Annotated in this window: 21 protein-coding genes, 1 pseudogene and 1 riboswitch; of the genes and pseudogenes, 12 read left to right on the top strand and 10 right to left on the bottom strand. The window is 72.0% G+C overall.

The features are described from left to right. Positions 1–25 precede the first annotated feature (25 nt). Both J7E86_RS18170 and J7E86_RS32060 read left to right on the top strand, forming a co-directional pair. On the top strand, positions 26–436 hold the full coding sequence (locus J7E86_RS18170) for a hypothetical protein (protein WP_215082743.1): 411 nt from the start codon (positions 26–28) through the stop codon (positions 434–436). After that, a pseudogene (locus J7E86_RS32060) lies at positions 430–516 on the top strand (DUF6255 family natural product biosynthesis protein); the annotation flags it as partial. The gene J7E86_RS18170 and the pseudogene J7E86_RS32060, both read left to right, overlap by 7 nt. A 75-nt stretch (positions 517–591) precedes the next feature. Here J7E86_RS32060 and J7E86_RS18165 read toward each other — a convergent pair. Genes J7E86_RS18165 through J7E86_RS18155 form a run of 3 tightly spaced genes read right to left on the bottom strand, consistent with a single transcriptional unit; the run spans position 592 to position 3,303 of the window. After that, entirely contained in the window at positions 592–786 is a 195-nt protein-coding gene (locus J7E86_RS18165) for a hypothetical protein (protein ID WP_251019309.1), read from the bottom strand. Between the two features lie 52 nt (positions 787–838). Further along, positions 839–2,314, bottom strand: a complete 1,476-nt coding sequence (locus tag J7E86_RS18160) for a trehalose-6-phosphate synthase (RefSeq protein WP_215082742.1) — start codon at positions 2,312–2,314, stop codon at positions 839–841. Positions 2,315–2,355: 41 nt separating this feature from the next. Then, entirely contained in the window at positions 2,356–3,303 is a 948-nt protein-coding gene (locus tag J7E86_RS18155; RefSeq protein ID WP_215082741.1) for a glucosyl-3-phosphoglycerate synthase, read from the bottom strand. Between the two features lie 174 nt (positions 3,304–3,477). Next, positions 3,478–3,619, top strand: a riboswitch (SAM riboswitch). Positions 3,620–3,636: 17 nt separating this feature from the next. Between J7E86_RS18155 and thrC the strand changes: the two genes are divergently transcribed. From thrC to groL, 4 genes are all read left to right on the top strand, one after another. Further along, entirely contained in the window at positions 3,637–4,911 is a 1,275-nt protein-coding gene (thrC, locus tag J7E86_RS18150) for a threonine synthase (RefSeq protein WP_215082740.1), read from the top strand. A 252-nt stretch (positions 4,912–5,163) separates the two neighbouring features. Beyond that, complete coding sequence (locus J7E86_RS18145; protein WP_215082739.1) at positions 5,164–5,439, top strand: MoaD/ThiS family protein; 276 nt, start codon at positions 5,164–5,166, stop codon at positions 5,437–5,439. A 448-nt stretch (positions 5,440–5,887) separates the two neighbouring features. Next, complete coding sequence (locus J7E86_RS18140; protein WP_003967346.1) at positions 5,888–6,094, top strand: cold-shock protein; 207 nt, start codon at positions 5,888–5,890, stop codon at positions 6,092–6,094. Positions 6,095–6,431: 337 nt separating this feature from the next. After that, positions 6,432–8,054 carry a chaperonin GroEL gene (gene groL, locus J7E86_RS18135; protein ID WP_215082738.1) on the top strand — a complete coding sequence of 541 codons (1,623 nt, stop codon included), beginning with the start codon at positions 6,432–6,434 and terminating at the stop codon, positions 8,052–8,054. Positions 8,055–8,130: 76 nt separating this feature from the next. On the opposite strand, the gene J7E86_RS18130 is transcribed toward groL, so the two are convergent. The 3 genes from J7E86_RS18130 to J7E86_RS18120 are packed head-to-tail and all read right to left on the bottom strand — an operon-like array spanning position 8,131 to position 11,546. Beyond that, positions 8,131–9,603: a PTS transporter subunit EIIC gene (locus J7E86_RS18130; RefSeq protein WP_215082737.1), complete on the bottom strand. Its 1,473-nt coding sequence runs from the start codon at positions 9,601–9,603 to the stop codon at positions 8,131–8,133. 33 nt (positions 9,604–9,636) lie between these two features. Then, positions 9,637–10,572 (bottom strand): N-acetylmuramic acid 6-phosphate etherase, encoded by a 936-nt coding sequence (gene murQ, locus J7E86_RS18125; RefSeq protein WP_215082736.1) that lies wholly within the window; start codon positions 10,570–10,572, stop codon positions 9,637–9,639. A 41-nt stretch (positions 10,573–10,613) separates the two neighbouring features. After that, a complete protein-coding gene (locus J7E86_RS18120) occupies positions 10,614–11,546 on the bottom strand; it encodes a MurR/RpiR family transcriptional regulator (RefSeq protein WP_215082735.1) in 933 nt (310 codons plus the stop codon). Between the two features lie 63 nt (positions 11,547–11,609). Here J7E86_RS18120 and J7E86_RS18115 point away from each other — a divergent pair, with 63 nt between their 5' ends. The 4 genes from J7E86_RS18115 (at position 11,610) to J7E86_RS18100 (ending at position 12,898) form a co-directional block, all read left to right on the top strand. Further along, entirely contained in the window at positions 11,610–11,969 is a 360-nt protein-coding gene (locus tag J7E86_RS18115; protein WP_374223820.1) for a hypothetical protein, read from the top strand. Positions 11,970–11,976: 7 nt separating this feature from the next. Next, on the top strand, positions 11,977–12,249 hold the full coding sequence (locus tag J7E86_RS18110) for a DUF4031 domain-containing protein (RefSeq protein WP_215082733.1): 273 nt from the start codon (positions 11,977–11,979) through the stop codon (positions 12,247–12,249). A gap of 175 nt (positions 12,250–12,424) precedes the next feature. Next, a complete protein-coding gene (locus J7E86_RS18105) occupies positions 12,425–12,610 on the top strand; it encodes a hypothetical protein (RefSeq protein ID WP_215082732.1) in 186 nt (61 codons plus the stop codon). Between the two features lie 24 nt (positions 12,611–12,634). Beyond that, complete coding sequence (locus J7E86_RS18100) at positions 12,635–12,898, top strand: hypothetical protein (protein ID WP_215082731.1); 264 nt, start codon at positions 12,635–12,637, stop codon at positions 12,896–12,898. Between the two features lie 49 nt (positions 12,899–12,947). Here J7E86_RS18100 and J7E86_RS18095 read toward each other — a convergent pair whose 3' ends face one another. Further along, a complete protein-coding gene (locus J7E86_RS18095; RefSeq protein WP_374223819.1) occupies positions 12,948–13,610 on the bottom strand; it encodes a hypothetical protein in 663 nt (220 codons plus the stop codon). Between the two features lie 58 nt (positions 13,611–13,668). On the opposite strand from J7E86_RS18095, the gene J7E86_RS18090 reads away from it, so the two are divergent. Continuing rightward, complete coding sequence (locus J7E86_RS18090) at positions 13,669–14,364, top strand: copper homeostasis protein CutC (protein WP_215082730.1); 696 nt, start codon at positions 13,669–13,671, stop codon at positions 14,362–14,364. 341 nt (positions 14,365–14,705) lie between these two features. Here the strand turns inward: J7E86_RS18090 and J7E86_RS18085 are convergent, their stop codons facing one another. Continuing rightward, entirely contained in the window at positions 14,706–16,760 is a 2,055-nt protein-coding gene (locus J7E86_RS18085) for an ATP-binding domain-containing protein (RefSeq protein WP_308312631.1), read from the bottom strand. Between the two features lie 293 nt (positions 16,761–17,053). Between J7E86_RS18085 and J7E86_RS18080 the strand changes: the two genes are divergently transcribed. Beyond that, positions 17,054–17,233, top strand: coding sequence for a hypothetical protein (locus J7E86_RS18080; protein ID WP_215082729.1), 180 nt, complete (start codon positions 17,054–17,056; stop codon positions 17,231–17,233). A gap of 32 nt (positions 17,234–17,265) precedes the next feature. Here the strand turns inward: J7E86_RS18080 and J7E86_RS18075 are convergent, their stop codons facing one another. Together J7E86_RS18075 and J7E86_RS18070 are read right to left on the bottom strand one after the other, a co-directional pair. Further along, the gene (locus tag J7E86_RS18075) at positions 17,266–18,924 is read right to left on the bottom strand and encodes a DNA repair helicase XPB (RefSeq protein WP_215082728.1); all 1,659 of its coding nucleotides are present in this window, start codon (positions 18,922–18,924) and stop codon (positions 17,266–17,268) included. Between the two features lie 246 nt (positions 18,925–19,170). Beyond that, positions 19,171–19,552, bottom strand: a 382-nt coding sequence (locus J7E86_RS18070) for a WYL domain-containing protein (protein WP_215082727.1), incomplete at its 5' end; no start/stop codon positions are given.

Raw genomic sequence — 19,552 nt, 5'->3', positions numbered from 1 at the left:
GACCGAACACCCGAAGGGAACCCCCGTGCCGAACACCGCCACGCCGCACCCGGATCCAGGCCCCGGCCTGGACACCGAGCACCCCGCCCCCATGACCTACCGACCCGGCGCCTACGTCGTAGACACCCGTACCGCCACCCTCGCGCAAGTCATGGGCACGCTCGGCCCCCACGTGCAGGTGCGGCCACCCCGAGGGGGCAAGGAATGGGACGTGCCGCCCACCGCGCTGCGGCTCGCCGGCCGGGAGGAGCGGGTCGCCGCCGGGGTGCGGGACGGGGCGTCCGCCTCGCCCGTCGGGTGCGGGCGGTGCGTCGCGTTGAGGGTCGCCTACGAAGAGGCCCGCGGCGGGGACGAGGACGAGGCCGTCGACGCCGCCATCGCCGTGCGGCAGCACTTCCGTAGCGCGCACCTGCTGTCCGAGGCGAACACATGGTGAGGTGCCCGCACCGCGCCGGCTGGACCCGTACCGGCGGTGCGCTGCGGTGCGATGTGTGCGGGACCCGGCGGTTCGCGGACTACGCGGCGATCCGGCCGCCCGGACTGCCGCAGGCGGTCACGCGCCCGGATACCGCCCGGCGGAGGCCGCCCGCCTCAGGGCCCCGGCTCCTGCCGCCAGTGTTCCAGCGTGGGGTCGAGCCCCGAGTCGTAGATCCCGCTGCCGAGGCAGTGCCGGCACTGGCCCGCCCGCATCGCCGTCTCGCCGCCCGCGCCGAACGGGTCGGGGCCGGGGACATGGACCAGCGAGCGCTGAACGAATCCGGAGCCCGTGCACCATTGGCATGACATGCACATCTCGCCTGTGGGCTCGGGACCGGATGGATCCTTGGGCTGCACGCGCTCAGCCTAGACCCGTCAGCCGGTCGTCCAGGGCGTTCAGCTGATCCACGAACCACCGCGCCGGCGGCAGCGCCGTCGCCGCCGCGGCCAGCCGTTTCGTACGCTCCGAGCGTTCGCCGGGGTCCATCAGGAGTGCCTCGTGCAGCGCGCCGGCGGTGGCTTCGACGTCGTAGGGGTTGATGACGATCGCCTCGTCGCCGAGCTCCGCCGCCGCGCCGGCCTCGCGGGAGAGGACGAGCGCACAGCCCAGGTCGGAGACGACCGGGACCTCCTTGGCGACCAGGTTCATGCCGTCGCGGATGGGGTTGACCAGGGCGACGTCGGCGAGACGGTACGCGGCGAGCGAGCGCGCGAAGTCGTCCTTGACGTGCAGGACGACCGGCTGCCAGTCATCCGTGCCGAACGCGGAGTTGATCTCCCGGGCGAGCCGGTCGACCTCGGCGGTGTAGTCGCGGTAGACGGCCAGGTCCTGCCGCGAGGGGTAGGCGAAGGCGACGTGGACGACCTTGCCGCGCCACTGCGGGTGGTTCTCCAGCAGCCGGCGGTAGGCGTGCAGGCCGCGCACGATGTTCTTGGAGAGCTCGGTGCGGTCGACGCGGACGATCGCCTTGCGGTCCGGGCCGATCTGCTCGCGCAGCGCTGTCATCCGGTCCTCGACGTCGCCCTGGTGCGCGCGGCGCCGCAGGAAGTCGGCGTCCGCGCCGAGGCCGTGCACGCCCAGGTGCGTCGTCCGCCCCTCGAAGCGCACCGAGGTCGTCAGGCCGTCGCGGACGAGCTCGGCGCCGAGGACGCTCTCGCAGCACGCGGCGAACGCCTCGGCCCAGCGGCGGGTGAGGAAGCCGGCCCGGTCGCCGCCGAGGATGCCGCGCAGCACCTGCGCGGCCACGTCGTCCGGCAGCAGGCGGTAGTAGTCCGGCGGGGCCCAGGGGGTGTGCGAGAAGTGGCCGATGCGCAGGTCGGGGCGGCGCTCGCGGAGCAGGCCCGGCACCAGGGTGAGGTGGTAGTCCTGTACGAGCACGGCGGCGCCCGGCGCGGCCTCCTCGGCGAGCGCGTCCGCGAAGGCGGTGTTGTACGCCTCGTAGGCGGCCCACTGGCGCCGGAAGTCCGCGTCGAAGACGGGCTCCAGCGGGGTCTGGTAGAGCAGGTGGTGCAGGAACCACAGCACCGAATTGGCGACGCCGTTGTACGCGGCGGCGAACGTCGCGGCCGGGATGTCCAGCATCCGCACCGCCTGCCCGCCCGTGTCCCCGGCGTCCAGGCGGGCCCCGGCGCGCCGCGCGGCCTCGCGGTCGCCCTCGCCGAGGGCCGCGCAGACCCACAGGGCGCGGGCGTCGGAGCCGATGGCGCTCAGACCCGACACCAGTCCGCCACCGCCCCGGCCGGCCACCAGGGAACCGTCCTCGCGCGACTTGTACGAGACGGGCCCGCGGTTGGACGCGACGAGGATCTCGGCGGGGTGCATGTGCTCTGCGACCATGACGCCAGCCTTGCCACCGGAGGAACCGCTCAAACGTACGCTTACGCCGCGCGGCGCCGCGCGTACTCCGGTATGCCCGCCATCGGCGGCCGTTCCTCGGTGTCCACCGCGTACGTCCGCGGAACGAAACCCTCCGCGGTGCGCTCGAACTGCGTCAGCGCCGGCCGCACCAGATGGCCGCGCGCCAGCCGCAGCTGCGCGGTGCGGTAGATCGCGGCCGCCATCCGGCCGAGCGCCCGCCCGTCCTGGTGGCGGTGGACGCGTACGCCCACGTCGACCTGGGCCAGCGCGTCCAGGCCCACCGTGTGCAGCGCGTCGACGAGCAGGCCCAGCTCCACGCCGTAGCCGACCGGGAACGGCAGCCGCTCCAGCAGCGAGCGGCGGGCCGCGTACTCGCCGCCCAGCGGCTGCACGAAACCGGCCAGCTGCGGCCAGTGCAGGTTCAGCAGCGGCCGGGCCACCAGCTCGGTCACCCGGCCGCCCTGCCCGGCGACCTCGCCGAGCGGACGGTCGTACATCGCCTTCACGAACTGCACCTCGGGATCGGTCAGCAGCGGGCCGACGATCCCCGAGACGAAACCGGCCGAGAAGTCCCGCAGGTCCGCGTCGACGAAGCAGACGATGTCACCGCTCGTCGCCAGCAGCGACCGCCACAGCACCTCGCCCTTGCCGGGCAGCGCGGGCAGCCGCGGCAGCACCTCGTCGCGGTGCACGACCCGGGCCCCGGCGGCGGCCGCCACCTCGCCCGTACGGTCCGTCGAACCGGAGTCCAGCACCACCAGCTCGTCCACCAGCGGCACGGCCTCGGACATCAGCTCGCGACGGATCGTGGCCACGATCGCGCCGACCGTCGCCTCCTCGTTCAGCGCCGGCAGCACCACGCTCACCGTGGTGCCGGCGCCGCGTTTGGCGGCGAGAAGCTGGTCGAGCGGACGGTCTGCGGCGGACCAGGACCGCCGGGCCAGCCAGCGCTCCACCTCTTCCAGCACGTGTACGACTCCTCATCTGCTGCTTGCCTGTTGTGCGCTTTTGTGACGCATCTCGCGGTACGGACGCCTGTCTCACGAGCCCATGCCGTCCGTTACAGTCTGAACAACGCGGATCGCCGTCGTATGTCGGGGTCACCGCGTGCACAAACGCCTGGGCCATGCCCAGTGCCATACCGCTCATCCAGAGGGGCAGAGGGATACGGCCCGTTGAAGCCCCGGCAACCCTCCCGCCGGTCTTGCTCGTAGCAGCGAGGCTCCCGGTGGGGAAGGTGCCAATTCCGTCTCGTGGCGAGGTTCGCCGCGAGGAAGATGAGGAGAAAGGGCCTCGCCTCCATGGCTGTGCAAGCCGTTGAAAGCTCAAAGACTTCCGTCTCTCTCGGTCCCGCCGCCGCGCTCTCCTGCCGGGAGTGCGGAGAGCGGTTCGACCTCGGTCCCATTTTCGCCTGCGACGCGTGCTTCGGCCCGCTCGAAGTCGCCTACGACCTGCCCACCGGTGATCCGGAAGCGCTGCGCCGGCGCATCGAGGCCGGTCCCGACAACATCTGGCGCTACGCCCCGCTGCTGCCCGTCCCCGCCGACGTCGCCGACAGGCCGAACCTGAACCCCGGCTTCACCAAGCTGGTCAAGGCCGACAACCTCGCCCGCGAGCTCGGCGTCACCGGCGGGCTGTACGTCAAGGACGACTCCGGCAACCCCACGCACTCCTTCAAGGACCGCGTCGTCGCCATCGCCGTCGAGGCGGCGCGCGCGTTCGGTTTCACCACCCTCTCCTGCTCCTCCACCGGCAACCTCGCCGGCGCGGTCGGCGCGGCGGCGGCCCGGGCCGGCTTCAAGTCCTGCGTCTTCATCCCGCACGACCTGGAGGCCGGCAAGGTCGTCATGGCCGCGGTCTACGGCGGCGACCTCGTCGGCATCGAGGGCACCTACGACGACGTGAACCGCTTCTGCTCCGAGCTGATCGGCGACCCGCTGGGGGAGGGCTGGGGCTTCGTCAACGTCAACCTCCGCCCGTACTACGGGGAGGGCTCCAAGACCCTCGCGTACGAGATCTGCGAGCAGCTGGGCTGGCGGCTGCCCGACCAGATCGTCATCCCCATCGCGTCGGGTTCACAGCTGACGAAGATCGACAAGGGACTGAAGGAGCTGATCGCGCTCGGCCTGGTCGAGGACCGGCCGTACCGGATCTTCGGCGCCCAGGCGGAGGGCTGCTCACCGGTGGCGCGCGCCTTCAAGGACGGCCACGACGTCGTACGGCCGGTGAAGCCGGACACGATCGCGAAGTCCCTCGCGATCGGCAACCCGGCGGACGGGCCGTACGTGCTGGACATCGCGCGGCGGACGGGCGGCGCGGTGGAGGACGTCACGGACGAGCAGATCGTGGACGCGATCCGGCTGCTGGCGCGTACGGAGGGGATCTTCGCGGAGACGGCTGGTGGGGTGACGGTGGGGGTGACGCGGAAGCTTCTCGAAGCGGGCTTGCTCGATCCTTCGCTGACGACGGTGGTGCTGAATACCGGGGACGGGTTGAAGACGCTTGACGCGGTGGCGGCTGGGCCGACTGTGACGATTCGGCCGTCGCTGGAGGCGTTTCGGTCCTCGGGGCTGTAGGGGGTTCTTCCCCAGCCCCGCCCCTTCCCGAAACCGGGGGCTCCGCCCCCGGGCCCCCGGTCCTCAAGCGCCGGACGGGCTGGGTGCTGTAACCGGGGGCTCGGCCCCAGGCCCCCGGGTCCTCAAGCGCCGGACGGGCTGGGTGCTGTAACCGGGGCTCCGCCCCCGGACCCCCGGTCCTCAAACCGGACGGGCTGAGCGGTTGCCCGGACCGGCTGAATCTGCCCGGTACCTCACACACAAGGTGACTCCATGAGCGTCAGCGTCCGCATCCCCACCATTCTTCGTACCTACACCTCCGGCAAGGCCGAGGTCGCCGCCGAGGGGGCCACCCTCGCCGAGGTGATCGCCGACCTGGAGAAGAACCACACCGGCATCGCCGCCCGCGTCCTGGACGACAGCGGCAAGCTGCGCCGGTTCGTGAACGTGTACGTCAACGACGACGACGTCCGCTTCGAGCAGGGGCTCGGGACGCCCACGCCGGACGGTGCGGGCGTGTCGATCATCCCGGCCGTCGCCGGCGGCTGACCCCGCAGACCTTTTCGAAGGCTTCCTGCGGAATCGTTCACCGAGTCGCCCCGTCCGTGAAGCGGACGGGGCGATTCCGTCTGTTGAGCGCGATACAGTTGGGGCGATCCCCCTCCGGCGTCAGTGCCGAACGCATATGAGAACCCGTCAAGTTGTGCGCGAACCGTGCGCACGATATGCCGGGTTGCTTGCGTTATGTCCGGCCCGACTTGCCCTGGGTTACGCGTAGTTCGCCGCATATCGACTCTCGGCCGCGCCTGGAATTCTCGTCCAAGTGACCTGTTGCAGAGGGCATCCGTGCGGATACATTCGGCCGCGGTCGACGCGTTCCGGCGCACACCAACTGGGTTCCCCCTGCCGCCCGGCAGGGTTCCGATCCGGGGGTGAGGTCTGACCCGGGTCCGCGAAGTGCGGTCCTGCGCAAGGGCCAGTAATAGGGGAGTTAGGCATGGCTCAGGGCACCGTCAAGTGGTTCAACGCGGAGAAGGGGTACGGCTTCATCGCGGTCGACGGTGGTGCGGATGTTTTCGTCCACTACAGCGCGATCCAGATGGACGGTTACCGCACCCTCGAGGAGGGTCAGCGAGTCGAGTTCGAGATCTCGCAGGGCCAGAAGGGGCCGCAGGCGGACATGGTCAAGCTCGCCGTCGGCTGATCTCGGCGCATCGACCACACCGGCTCACGAAGCTCGCACGGAGGGTCCGTACCCCGCACCTCGGGGTACGGACCTTCGTGTTTGCGGGCTCCCTCCCGTGGGGAAGGAGCCCGGGGCCCTACCACTGACGCGAGTGGATCCCACCCCCGACGCTTGCACTCGCAGGGGTCGAGTGCTAATCATTGGCGTTAGCACTCTCCGAGTGAGAGTGACAGATTTGGACCGTCGGTGAGGTCATCGGGCAGGGCGGGAAGGAACCGTCAGGCTCGTCGGCCGTCCGTCGCGGGCGCCAGCGCGGTCCGGAGCAATCCACCCCGTCCTGGGAGGACCACTTCACATGGCCAAGATCATCGCGTTCGACGAGGAGGCACGGCGCGGTCTCGAGCGCGGGATGAACCAGCTCGCCGACGCCGTCAAGGTCACCCTCGGCCCCAAGGGCCGCAACGTCGTCCTCGAGAAGAAGTGGGGCGCCCCCACGATCACCAACGATGGTGTTTCCATCGCCAAGGAGATCGAGCTCGAGGACCCGTACGAAAAGATCGGCGCCGAGCTGGTCAAGGAGGTCGCGAAGAAGACGGACGACGTCGCCGGTGACGGCACGACGACCGCGACCGTCCTGGCCCAGGCCCTGGTCCGCGAGGGCCTGCGCAACGTGGCCGCCGGTGCCAACCCGATGGCGCTCAAGCGCGGTATCGAGAAGGCCGTCGAGGCCGTCTCCGCCGCCCTGCTGGAGCAGGCCAAGGACGTGGAGACCAAGGAGCAGATCGCTTCCACCGCCTCCATCTCCGCCGCCGACACCCAGATCGGCGAGCTCATCGCCGAGGCGATGGACAAGGTCGGCAAGGAAGGCGTCATCACCGTCGAGGAGTCCCAGACCTTCGGTCTGGAGCTGGAGCTCACCGAGGGTATGCGCTTCGACAAGGGCTACATCTCGGCGTACTTCGCCACCGACATGGAGCGTATGGAGGCGTCGCTCGACGACCCGTACATCCTGATCGTCAACTCCAAGATCGGCGCGGTCAAGGACCTGCTGCCGCTCCTGGAGAAGGTCATGCAGTCCGGCAAGCCGCTGCTGATCATCGCCGAGGACGTCGAGGGCGAGGCCCTGTCGACCCTGGTCGTCAACAAGATCCGCGGCACCTTCAAGTCCGTCGCCGTCAAGGCCCCGGGCTTCGGCGACCGCCGCAAGGCCATGCTCGGCGACATCGCCATCCTCACCGGTGGCACGGTCATCTCCGAGGAGGTCGGCCTCAAGCTGGAGAACGCCGGTCTCGACCTGCTCGGCCGCGCCCGCAAGGTCGTCATCACCAAGGACGAGACGACCATCGTCGACGGTTCCGGTGACAGCGACCAGGTCCAGGGCCGCGTCAACCAGATCCGCGCCGAGATCGAGAACAGCGACTCGGACTACGACCGCGAGAAGCTCCAGGAGCGCCTCGCGAAGCTGGCCGGCGGCGTGGCCGTCATCAAGGCCGGTGCCGCGACCGAGGTGGAGCTCAAGGAGCGCAAGCACCGCATCGAGGACGCCGTTCGCAACGCGAAGGCGGCCGTCGAGGAGGGCATCGTCGCCGGTGGTGGCGTGGCCCTGCTCCAGGCTTCCGCGGTCTTCGAGAAGCTCGAGCTCGAGGGCGACGAGGCGACCGGTGCCAAGGCCGTGAAGCTGGCCCTGGAGGCCCCGCTCAAGCAGATCGCCGTCAACGGTGGTCTCGAGGGTGGCGTCATCGTCGAGAAGGTCCGCAACCTGCCCGTCGGTCACGGCCTCAACGCCGCGACCGGTGAGTACGTGGACATGATCGCCGAGGGCATCATCGACCCGGCGAAGGTCACGCGTTCCGCCCTGCAGAACGCCGCCTCCATCGCCGCGCTGTTCCTCACCACCGAGGCCGTCATCGCCGACAAGCCGGAGAAGGCCTCCGCGGCCGCTCCGGGCGGCATGCCGGGCGGTGACATGGACTTCTGATCCTTTCGAGGATCGGCTGTTCAGTCGTACGTACCGAGGGCGGCACCCCATCACCGGGGTGCCGCCCTCGGGCGTCTCATCCCACGGGGTCGGCCGCCGGCTGCTCCGCCGGTTTCTCCGCGGTGTTGAGCTCCGCGAGCGCCCCCCGCCCGAAGCCGAAGAAGTACGTCGCCGCGAAGCCCGCCACGTACCCCACCAGCAACCCCGCCCCGTAGACCGCCACCGCCCGCCCCAGGCCGTGGTTGCCCTTCAGGAGCGGGAACAGAGCCAGGCCCGAGGGGCCGATGGCGGTGGATCCCACCGTGTCGCCCAGCTGGTTGAGCAGGCCCACGAAGCCGCCGCCGAACGCGCCGCCCACACAGGCCGTCACGAACGGGCGGCCCAGCGGCAGCGAGACGCCGTAGATCAGCGGCTCGCCGATGCCCAGGACGCCCGCCGGGAGCGCGGAGCGGATGGTCCGGCGCACCGAACCGTTGCGCGTCAGCCGTACGTACACCGCGAGGGCCGCGCCGACCTGGCCCGCGCCCGCCATGGCCAGGATCGGCAGCAGGACCGTGTAGCCCTGCTGCTGGATCAGCGTGGTGTGGATGGGGATCAGCGCCTGGTGCAGACCCAGCATCACCAGCGGCAGGAACAGCCCGCCCAGCACGAAGCCCGCGGCCGCGCCGCCGTTGGCCAGCAGCCAGTCCGCGAAGCGGCCGATCGCGTCGGAGACCTTACCGGCGACGAACATCAGCCCGTAGAGCGTGGCCAGCCCGGCGACCAGGACCGTCAGCGTCGGGGTGACCAGCACGTCCAGGGCCTCGGGCACCCGGCGCCGGCACCATTTCTCGACGTGGACCGCCAGCAGCGCCGCGCCCAGCGCGCCGAGCACCCCGCCCTGTCCGGGCGCCAGCCGTTCGCCGAAGGCGGTCACCTGGGTGACGCCCCCGAACACGATGATCGCCGCGACCGCGCCGCCGATGACCGGGGTCCCGCCGAACTCCTTCGCGGTGTTGTAGCCGACGAACACCGCGATCAGGGACATGAATCCGGACGCGACGGCGGCCAGCGAGGGCACCAGCGCCGGCAGCCAGTGCAGGTTGGCCAGCAGGCCGGCGATGCCGGCGACGATGCCGCAGCCGATCAGGGCCGGGATCAGGGGGACGAACACGGCCGCGATCCGGCGCAGCAGCAGCTTGCCCGGAGTGGCGTTACGGGCCTTCCGCTCGGCGCGCAGGGCCGCCCCCCGCTCGGCGAGCTCCTCGGCGGTGACCGGCGCCGCCCCGACCAGGCGGGCCAGCTCGGGCGCGACGCGCGCGACCGTGCCCGGGCCGAGGACGATCTGGTACGACTCGCCGTCCTCGACCACGCCCAGCACGCCGGGCAGCGCCCGCAGCCCGGCATCCCGCACCAGGGCGCGGTCCCGCAGCTCCAGGCGCAGGCGGGTCATGCAGTGGGTGACGGAGAGGACGTTCCCGGCGCCGCCGACGAGCGGCAGGAGGGCGGCGGCGGTGGCGCCGTGTCTGTCGCCGGGGCTTGTGCCACCGGGTCCTTCGGGTGGTGCCATGGTGCGTGCCTCGCTGCTGTGGGGTGCCGGGCGTCAGCCCCGCGCCATCTGGAGCGCCGCGCGCAGATGGCCGTCCGACGCGTCGAGCAGCCGCGCCGCGGTGGCGCCGTCCACCGCGCCGAGGACGACGAGGATGGCGTTCTTCACTTCCCCGCCCGTCTCCTCCAGGGCCGCCTCGGTCTCCGCGTCGGACGCCCCCGTCGCCAGCGCGACGATGCGCCGGGAGCGGGCGCGCAGCTTGTCGTTGGAGGCGCGGACGTCGACCATCAGATTCCCGTAGGTCTTGCCGAGCCGGATCATCGTGATGGTCGAGAGCATGTTCAGGACGAGCTTCTGCGCGGTGCCGGCCTTCAGCCGGGTGGAGCCGGTGAGCAGCTCCGGGCCCACGACCACCTCGACGGCGTGGTCGGCGGCCGCGCCGAGCGCGGAACCGGCGTTGCAGGACAGCCCGACGGTCAGCGCGCCGGCTCCGCGCGCGTACTCGACCGCCCCGACGGCGTAGGGCGTGCGGCCCGAGGCCGAGACGCCGACGACCGTGTCGGTGGGTCCGACGCCCAGCGCCGCCAGGTCACCGGCGGCCAGCTCGGCGCTGTCCTCGGCGCCCTCCACGGCCGTGACCAGCGCCGGCGCGCCGCCCGCGACCAGGCCGACGACCTGCGCCGGGTCGGTGTTGAAGGTCGGCGGGCACTCGCTGGCGTCGAGCACCCCGAGCCGGCCGGCGGTGCCCGCGCCCGCGTAGACCAGCCGGCCGCCGCGGGCCATCCGGGTGGCGATCGCGTCGATGGCCGCGGCTATCTCGGGGATCCGGTCGGCGACGGCGCCCGCGACGCCGGCGTCCTCACCGTTCATGATCTTCGCGATGTCGAGCGTCGGCAGCCGGTCGATGTCCGCCAGCTCGGGACGGAACGCCTCGGTGGTCAGCGTGGCCAGCTCGGCCCGGAGTGCGGCATGGGCGGCGGACGAATTCATGACGGCGCCTTTCCATGAGGGGTCGCGTCGGTCGGCTGCTCTCAGCTTCTGTCGGCGGCGCGGTGCGGGGCGTGGCGGTGGGCGAGCGCTTCGTAGGAGGCGGACAGGGCGGGCGCCGCGGTCCCGTACGTCCGCTGGGCGACCCCGATGAACAGGCAGTCCACCACGAGGAGCTGGCTGGTGCGGCTCGACATGGCCGCCGGGCGCAGCTCGCTCTCCCGAGCGGAGGACGTCGTCAGGACGTGGTCGGCGTACTGGGCGATCTCGCCCTCGGGCCGGCCGGTGATCGCGACCGTCGTCGCGCCGTGCTCGAAGGCGACCCGCAGCGGCTCGATGACGTCGGTGGTGCGGCCCGAATGGGTGATGGCGATGGCGACGTCGCCGGCCCGCAGCTGGACGGCGTTGGTCACGGCCAGATGGGGGTCGGCGGGCGCGTGCGCGATCAGGCCGATGCGCAGCAGCTTCTGCACGAGGTCCTGGCCGACGAGGTTGGAGGCGCCGATGCCGTAGACGTCGATGCGGCGGGCGGCGGAGAGGGCGCCGACCGCGGCCTCCAGCTGCGCGGTGTCCAGCCCGGCGGCGGTGTCCGCCAGGCACTGGGCCTCGTCCTGCGCGAGCTTGCCGACGACGGCGGCGAGCGGGGTGTCGAGGGCGATGTCGGGGGTGACCGCCGGGGCCCGGCCGGCCGCCTGCTCGGCGGCGAGCGCGGCGAGGGCGAGCCGCAGGTCGCGGTAGCCGGGATAGCCGAGGAGGCGGGCGGTGCGGACGACGGTGGCCTCGCTGGTGCCGGTGCGCTCCGCGAGGCCGGTGACCGTGAGCGCGGCGGAGCCGGCCGGGTCACCGGCGACGGCCTCGGCGACGCGCTGCATGGAGCGGGTCATGGTGGGCGCGAGCGTACGGACCTTGGCGGCGAGGGCGCCGGGTGTGGGACGTCCGTCGACGGGCGCGAAAGTTTCTTTCACTTTGCTGCTCACCTTTTGAAAGGTATTTTCAGCCCGGTGAGCCGTCAACCCTCGGGTTCCCGGACAATGGACCGTATGGAGCTCGAACAGTCGCTGCACGCGGCCCGTGCCCTCGTCCTGGCCGACCTGGTTGCCGGGGACGTGGCCGAGGCCGACGTGGTATCCCTCGTCGAGGACGCCGTCGCGCACCGCCGGTGGTGGGTCGAGCAGTGGCCGGAAGGTGCCGCGTACGTCGTCGGGCTGATCGCCCAGGACGTGCAGGACGCGCTGCTGGAGCGGCACGGCCGCTGGCCGCTGTGCCCGGTCTGCACGGACTCCGGTGACCCCCACGCCCTGGAGGTCGAACCCGAGCTGGGCGCCGACCCGCACTGGGCGTGCGCCAAACAGGCGGTGCTCGTGGCGCGGGTGGGGTCGCTGGGAACGGCGCTGCGGTGAGGCGCCGATGACGCTGTACATCGACCCGCCCACCTGGCCCGGCCACGGCCGGATGTGGTCGCACCTGATCAGCGACCTCTCCTTCGACGAACTCCACGCCTTCGCGGCCCGCCTCGGCGCGCCGCCGCGCGCCTTCGACCGCGATCACTACGACGTGCCGTCGACGTCCTACGGCCTGGCCGTACGGCTGGGCGCGCGCGAGATCGGCAGCAAGGAACTGGTCGGTCTGCTGGTGGGGGCGGGATTGCGGCGGCCGAAACACGAACGCCCGACGGCCTGAAATTCCCCGAACGGCCGGGCTTTCACGTCACTCATCCGCATCACCCGTTTGCTTCACTTCCCTCTATCACCCGTGAGAGTGATGGACGGAACGCTTTTCCGGCAGGACGATGAGATCCTCGCTCAGTATTTGCCGCACCGTGGCACCTGAGGAAATCCCATCGAGGGGAATTCGTATGACTGACGCTCAGGCGGGGACCCCTGCCCCGAAGGTGCTCCCAGCCGGACAGGACCTGCCCGCCGGACCGAGCGTGACCCCGCCCAGGGTCCTCGCGGCCGGCGCGGACCAGCCCGCCGACGAGGCCGCCGGACCGGCTGCGACCCCGCGAGTGCTCGACGCCGAGGACGACGCGGCGATGTGAGTCCGACCGTCACCAGGAGGGGACATGAGTACTGTTATCCGCCGCCAGTTCACCGGCACGGGGCACGGCAGCTTCGTCAAGCCGATCAATTCCCCCGCCTCCTTCAAGACCAGCAGCATCGTCGCGTCGATCTGCGAGCTCGACGCGAACGGAAATCCCTTCGTCGGCAGCGCCCGTATGACGGTGCACAATGTCGCCGCGCTGGACGGCCGGTATGACGTCTGGGTCAATATCGAATGGCCGAGTAACCTGACTTACCGGCTGACGGTCCTGGTCAGCAACGACTGAAACCTCCGACGACCGGGCCCGGGGCCCACCGCGCCCGGCGCCCCGGGCGTCAGGCGCCGAGCAGCTCCAGCTCGGTCGTCAGGTTCCGGCGGGCGACCGCCTCCCACCGCTCGTATCCCAGCGGTGTACGGAAGAGCCTCGGCAGCCCCAGCAGCTGCCGCAGCACCCCCGCCCGCCCCTCGTGGAACGCCGCGTCGGGCACGAAGGCGTACTCCTGGCGGACGGCGGCCGCGTAGAGCGCGTAGTCGTGCGGCGAGCCGGCCAGTACGGCCAGGTCCGCGTCGCACAGCACCTCGCCGTCGCGGTCTCCCGGAGCGGGATCGTGGCCGACGGTGAGCCGCACCAGCCGCGCGACCTCGGCCGTGCGCGCCTCGTCCACCCCCAGCTCGGGCAGGGCCAGCTCGGCGAGGTGCGCGCTGCGCTCCTCGTTCTCCGAGCGGTCCGGACGGTAGACCGCGTCGTGGAACCAGGCCGCGAAGCGGACGGCGTCCGCGTCCTCGGCGTGCGCGGCCAGCGCGTCGACGTGGTCGAGCACCGCCACCAGGTGATCGACGGTGTGGTACCGGCGCTGCGGCTCCGACCAGCGGCGCAACAGGTCGTCCGCGTACGGGCCGGGGTCCGGGCCCGCCCCCTCGGCACGGGCTCGTACGACGGTCTCCCGCCAGCGTGTGCGCAGGGCGGGGCCGGACGGGTGCTCGGACATGGCTGCCATGGGCCAATTGTGGAGCACGGCTTTCGAGGCGGGGCGGGGGTATGGCAGGCTGTCCTACATGTCTAGACCAATTCTTGAGGTGATCGCGCTCGGCCCCGAGGACGCGAGGGCGGCGCAGGCCGGAGGGGCGGACCGCCTCGAACTGGTCACGGACATGGCCGCGGACGGTCTCACCCCCGACCGGGCGACCTACGCCGCGGTCCGCGCCTGTGTCGACATTCCCGTCCGCGTGATGCTGCGCGCGACCGACGGCTTCTCCGCCGGCGGCGCGGCGTCGCTGGACGCGCTGTGCGGTGCCGCTGGGGCGCTGGCCGCGGAGGGTGCCGACGAATTCGTCCTCGGCTTCCTCACGGACGACGGCCGCGCCGACCTCACGGCGGTCGCCGCCCTCGCCGACGCGATCGGGCCGCGGGCCCGCTGGACGTTCCACCGCGCGATCGACCGCGCGGCGGACCGCGACGCGCTCCGCAAGCAGCTGGCCGACCTTCCGGGCCTGGACACGTACCTCACGGCGGGCTCGCCGACGGGCGTCGACGACGGACTGGCGACACTGGTCGCGGAGGCGGCGCGGGGGGACGAACCGGGTTACGAGCCGCGGATCCTCGTGGGCGGCGGCCTGCGGCTGAAGCACGTGCCGGTGCTGAGGGGGGCGGGGATCTCCGCGTTTCATGTCGGCGGGGCGGTGCGGCCGGGTGGGTGGGGGGCGTCTGTGTCTGCGGGGGCGGTGGGGGTTTGGCGGGAGGCGCTGGGCTGAGGGCGGGTGGGGGCTGTCCTCAATCGCCGGACGGGCTTTTCGGGGGTGTCCTCAAGCGCCGGACGGGCTTGATGGGGCGGTTCCGGGTGCGAACTGGTTTTTTTCCCACCCACCACGGGAGGGGGCGGGCCGGAGCGGGCCTGTTGTCAGGGCGTAAAGCGAAGCAGCCCTGACAACAGGCCCGCTCCGGCCCGCCCCCGCACCATTGCAAGCCCCGCGCAGCGGACACCGCCCCGCGCAGCGGACACCGCCCCGCGCAGCGGGAGACGCGCCCGCACGGGGCAACGGTGCGAACCTAGAACCACCCCGCGCAGCGGGGCAACGGTGAGAACCCCCAACCGTCACCCCAACTCCCGCGGCAAGCCCCGCGAATACAGCACCGTCAACCCCGACACCGCCCGCGTCAACGCCACATACAGCCGCCGCAACCCCGTCCGTTCGTCCGGTTCCGCGGAGATCACCGCCGACGGTTCGTCCAGGACCACGTAGTCGTACTCCAGGCCCTTGGCCAGCGTGGCCGGTACGAGGGTCAGGCGGGCGGCCGCCGTGGTCTCCTCGCCGGGGGCGAGGAACGGCAGACCGGCCGCCGTCAATGCCGAAGCCAGCGCGGCGACCCGCGCGTCGGCCGCGATCAGGCCGACCGAGCCCTCGCGTTCGAGCGACTCGCGGCACGCCGCGAGCACCTCCGCGTCGAGCGCGTCGCGCTCGACGGCTCGTACGGAGAAGTCGCCCGCGGCTTCTCGCAGGGACGTCGCCTCGGACAGGCCCGGGGCGATCGCCGGCAGCAGCCGGGACGCGTAGGCGATCACCTCGCGGGGCACGCGGAAGCCCTGGGTGAGCTCCTCGACGGCGGCGTCCGGCTTGCCGAGGTGGGTGAGGGCCTCGGCCCAGGAGGGGGTCGCCCAGGGCGTCGTGCCCTGGGCGATGTCGCCGAGGATGGTCGCGGAGCCGGTCGTGCAGCGGCGGCCCACGGCGCGGTACTGCATGGGGGAGAGGTCCTGGGCCTCGTCGAGGACCACATGGCCGAGGGACGGCGTGCGGGCGACGAGGTCCGCGGCCTCGTCGATCAGCACCGCGTCCGCCGCGGACCACTTGGCGGTCTTCACGCCGCGGGCCGGCTTCGCCCAGAGGATCACGGCCTGTTCGGCGGGCGTGAGCACGCCCTCCGCGTGCGCGGCCAGGAACTCCGGGTCGGAGAGCAGCCGCAGGACCAGCTTCGCGGGGTCGACCTGCGGCCAGAGCGCCTTGACCGCCGCCTTGACGGCCGTGGTGCGGGCCACCGCGTCCTGTACGCGGTCGTCGGGGGCCTCGCCGGCCTCCTCCATCCGTACGAGGACGGCGTGCGCGATCCGCTGCGGGAGGGCGTCGCGGGCGGCGCCGTAACGGATGTCGCGGGCGAGGAGTTCGCGGACGATCTCCTCGATCTCGTACGCCGGGACGCGCCAGCGCCGCGAGCCGCGTACGACGACCACCGGCTCCGTCGGCATGGTCACGCCCGAACGCACCGCGCGCCGCAGGACCTCGGCCATGCGGGCGTCGCCCTTGAGGCGGGCGGCGGCGGGGGTGTCCTCGCCTCGGATGCCGACGTGCGCGACGAGGTCGTCGACCGTGGCCTGGGCGACGTTCAACTCGCCGAGCGCGGGGAGCACTTGTTCGATGTAATGGAGGAAGGAGCGGTTCGGGCCGATGACGAGGGTGCCGGTGCGGGCGAGCCGCTCGCGGTGGGCGTAGAGGAGGTAGGCGACGCGGTGCAGGCCGACGGCGGTCTTGCCCGTGCCGGGGGCGCCCTGGACGCAGACCGTGCCGCCGATGCCGGCGCGGACGATCTCGTCCTGCTCCGGCTGGATCGTCGCGACGATGTCCCGCATCGGGCCGACGCGCGGCCGCTCGATCTCGGTCTGGAGGAGCCGGCTGGCGTGCTCCTCGCCGGCGGTGTCCGTGAGGTCCTCGTCCTCGTACGCCGTCAACTCGCCGCCCGTGTAACCGAAACGGCGGCGCGTCCGCACGTCCATGGGCTCCTTCTTGGAGGCCCGGTAGAACGGCTGGGAGACGGGTGCGCGCCAGTCGATGACCATGGGGTCGCCGTCGGCGTCGTGGACGTGCCGGCGGCCGATGTAGAAGCGCTCGCCGCCGGCGCCTTCCGCGCGGTCCGCGCCCGGAGCGTGCAGGTAGTCCAGGCGACCGAAGAAGAGCGGGGTGTGCGCGAGGTCGGCGAGGGCGGTGATGCGCTCGTCGATCTGGCGTTGCAGGACGGCGGCGTTGACCCAGTTCGCGGTGACGTCCTTGATGTCGAGTGCCTCGACATCGGCGCGCATGGCGCGCAGCGCGGCGCGGGAGGAGGCGAGGTGGGCGCGCTCTCGGGCGAGGGGATCGTGAGGGTCTTGCTGCGCGGGCACGGCGGGGCCTCCGGGCGGGTGGCGGTTGCGGGGGGTGGGCGAACACCCGCCGGTTTCCGTCCGGTCGGGGGCGCTCCCGGTGGCGCGGGAGGCGGCAAGACCGGCGAGTGTAGTCAGCGGGACCGGGGCGCGCGAATGATTTCCGGGCGCCCCGGGCGGCACCCCGATGAGATCTCGGGGTTGCCGTCCGCCTCCCGTAGGGGACGGCATGCTTCTGTGGTCGTACGGATCGGTTCGGCCGCTTACACCGGCGGAGTGATGTGCGGCGCGGGCGCGAAATCCATCATGGAGACATGAACAACGCGTCCCTCACCTCCGCCGCCCCGGGCGCCCACGCAGGCGCCGGCACCACGGCCCACCACCGCCCCGCCCTGGGCGGCGCCCTCCGCGCGATCAAGGTCTTCGCGGGCGCCGCCGTCAGCGTCGTCCTCATGGGCGAGGCCGCCGACAAGCGCGTCGTACGGGCGATATAGCCGCTGCCCCGGCCGCCGTCCGGTCGTCGGCCCTACGCCTCCTCCTCCGCCTCCTCCGCGAGGAGGGAGTCCGCGTCGATGATGCGGTAGGCGTAGCCCTGTTCGGCCAGGAAGCGCTGGCGGTGGGCGGCGAAGTCCTGGTCCACGGTGTCGCGGGCCACGACCGAGTAGAAGCGGGCCTCGTGGCCGTCCGCCTTCGGGCGCAGGACACGGCCCAGGCGCTGCGCCTCCTCCTGGCGGGAGCCGAAAGTACCCGACACCTGGATCGCCACCGTCGCCTCCGGCAGGTCGATCGAGAAGTTCGCGACCTTCGAGACCACCAGTACCGACAGCTCACCCTGGCGGAACGCGTCGAAGAGCTTCTCCCGCTGCGCGTTCGACGTCTCGCCCTTGATGACCGGCGCGTTCAGGTGCTCGCCCAGCTCGTCCAGCTGGTCGATGTACTGGCCGATCACCAGCGTCTGCTCACCCCGGTGCTTGGCGACCAGCGCCTCCGTGACCTTCCGCTTGGTCGCGGTCGTCGCGCAGTAGCGGTACTTCTCCTCCGTCTCGGCCGTCGCGTACGCCAGCCGCTCGCTGTCCGTGAGATTGACGCGGACCTCGACACAGTCGGCCGGAGCGATGTAGCCCTGCGCCTCGATCTCCTTCCACGGGGCGTCGAAGCGCTTGGGGCCGATGAGGGAGAAGACGTCCGACTCGCGGCCGTCCTCACGCACGAGCGTGGCCGTCAGACCCAGCCGGCGGCGCGCCTGGAGGTCGGCGGTGAACTTGAAGACCGGCGCCGGCAGCAGATGCACCTCGTCGTAGACGACCAGGCCCCAGTCCCGGGAGTCGAACAGCTCCAGGTGCGGGTAGATGCCCTTCCGCTTCGTCGTCAGCACCTGGTACGTGGCGATGGTGACCGGGCGGATCTCCTTGCGGGTGCCGGAGTACTCGCCGATCTCCTCCTCGGTCAGCGACGTCCGCTTCACCAGCTCGTGCTTCCACTGGCGGGCCGAGACCGTATTGGTGACGAGGATCAGCGTGGTGGCCTTGGCCTGCGCCATCGCGCCCGCGCCGACGAGCGTCTTGCCCGCGCCGCACGGCAGCACGACCACCCCGGAGCCGCCGTGCCAGAAGCCCTCCACGGCCTGCTTCTGGTACGGGCGCAGCGCCCAGCCGTTCTCGTCCAGCTCGATGGGGTGCGCCTCGCCGTCGACGTAGCCCGCGAGGTCCTCGGCGGGCCAGCCGAGCTTGAGCAGCGTCTGCTTGATCTGGCCGCGCTCGGAGGGGTGGATCGCCACCGTGTCCGGGTCGATCCGGGCCCCGACCAGCGGCTGGACCTTCTTGGAGCGGAGGATCTCCTCCAGCACCGGCCGGTCCGTGCTCTCCAGCACGAGCCCGTGCACGGGGTGCTTCAGCAGCCGCAGCCGCCCGTAGCGGTCCATCGTCTCGGCGATGTCGACGAGCAGGGCGTGCGGCACGGGGTAGCGGGAGTGGGTGACGAGCGCGTCGACGACCTGCTCGGCGTCATGCCCCGCGGCCCGCGCGTTCCACAGGCCGAGCGGGGTCAGACGGTAGGTGTGGATGTGCTCGGGCGCGCGCTCCAGCTCCGCGAACGGAGCGATGGCGCGACGGCAGGCGTCGGCCTGCTCGTGGTCCACTTCCAGCAGCAACGTCTTGTCGCTCTGGACGATCAGGGGTCCGTTCACGCATCACCCATTTCTTCCGGCCAAACTTCAATTGTGCCGGATCGCCGGCGCTGGCCGTGTCGGGTTGGGGTGCGCCCTGGGCTTTGCGGTGCGGTGTCCTCAAGCGCCGGACGGGCTGGTACGGGTGTCCTCAAACGCCGGACGGGCTTGATCGGGTGCCGCTCAGGCGTCCTCAATCGCCGGACGGGCTTGAAAGCAGCCCGTCCGGCGATTGAGGACACCCCGCTCGGGCCGAGGTCCGAAGCGTCACGCGTGATCGTCCGCCAGCTCCGCCACGCCAGTGATCCGGTGCAAGGCGAACGTGCGGACCTCGTCCGCCGTGTGGTCGTAGGCCGTCACGAAGCCGCCCTCCACCCGTACCGGTGCGATCACGCGCTGGCTCGCCGCGCCGTCCGCGTTGACGTAGCCGATCCAGACGGCGGCGCCGGTCAGTACCGCGGCCTGGACCGTCGCGAGGGTGTCCGCCGATGTCGTACGGGGCAGCCGGCCGGCCTCCGTCGTCGCGGGCGCCGCCGGCTTGTGCTCGGCGGTCGAGGCCATGTCGCCCGCGCGGACGGCCCGTACCGCCGCGCCCAGCAGCGTGGCGTCCGGCAGCGGCGGGCCCTCCGGCACGGGGGCCGGCGGGGTG

This window comes from Streptomyces sp. ISL-11, assembly GCF_018614525.1.
GTDB lineage: Bacteria > Actinomycetota > Actinomycetes > Streptomycetales > Streptomycetaceae > Streptomyces.
Note: the sequence above shows the minus strand (reverse complement) of the source record. Positions and strands in the feature narration are given on the sequence as shown.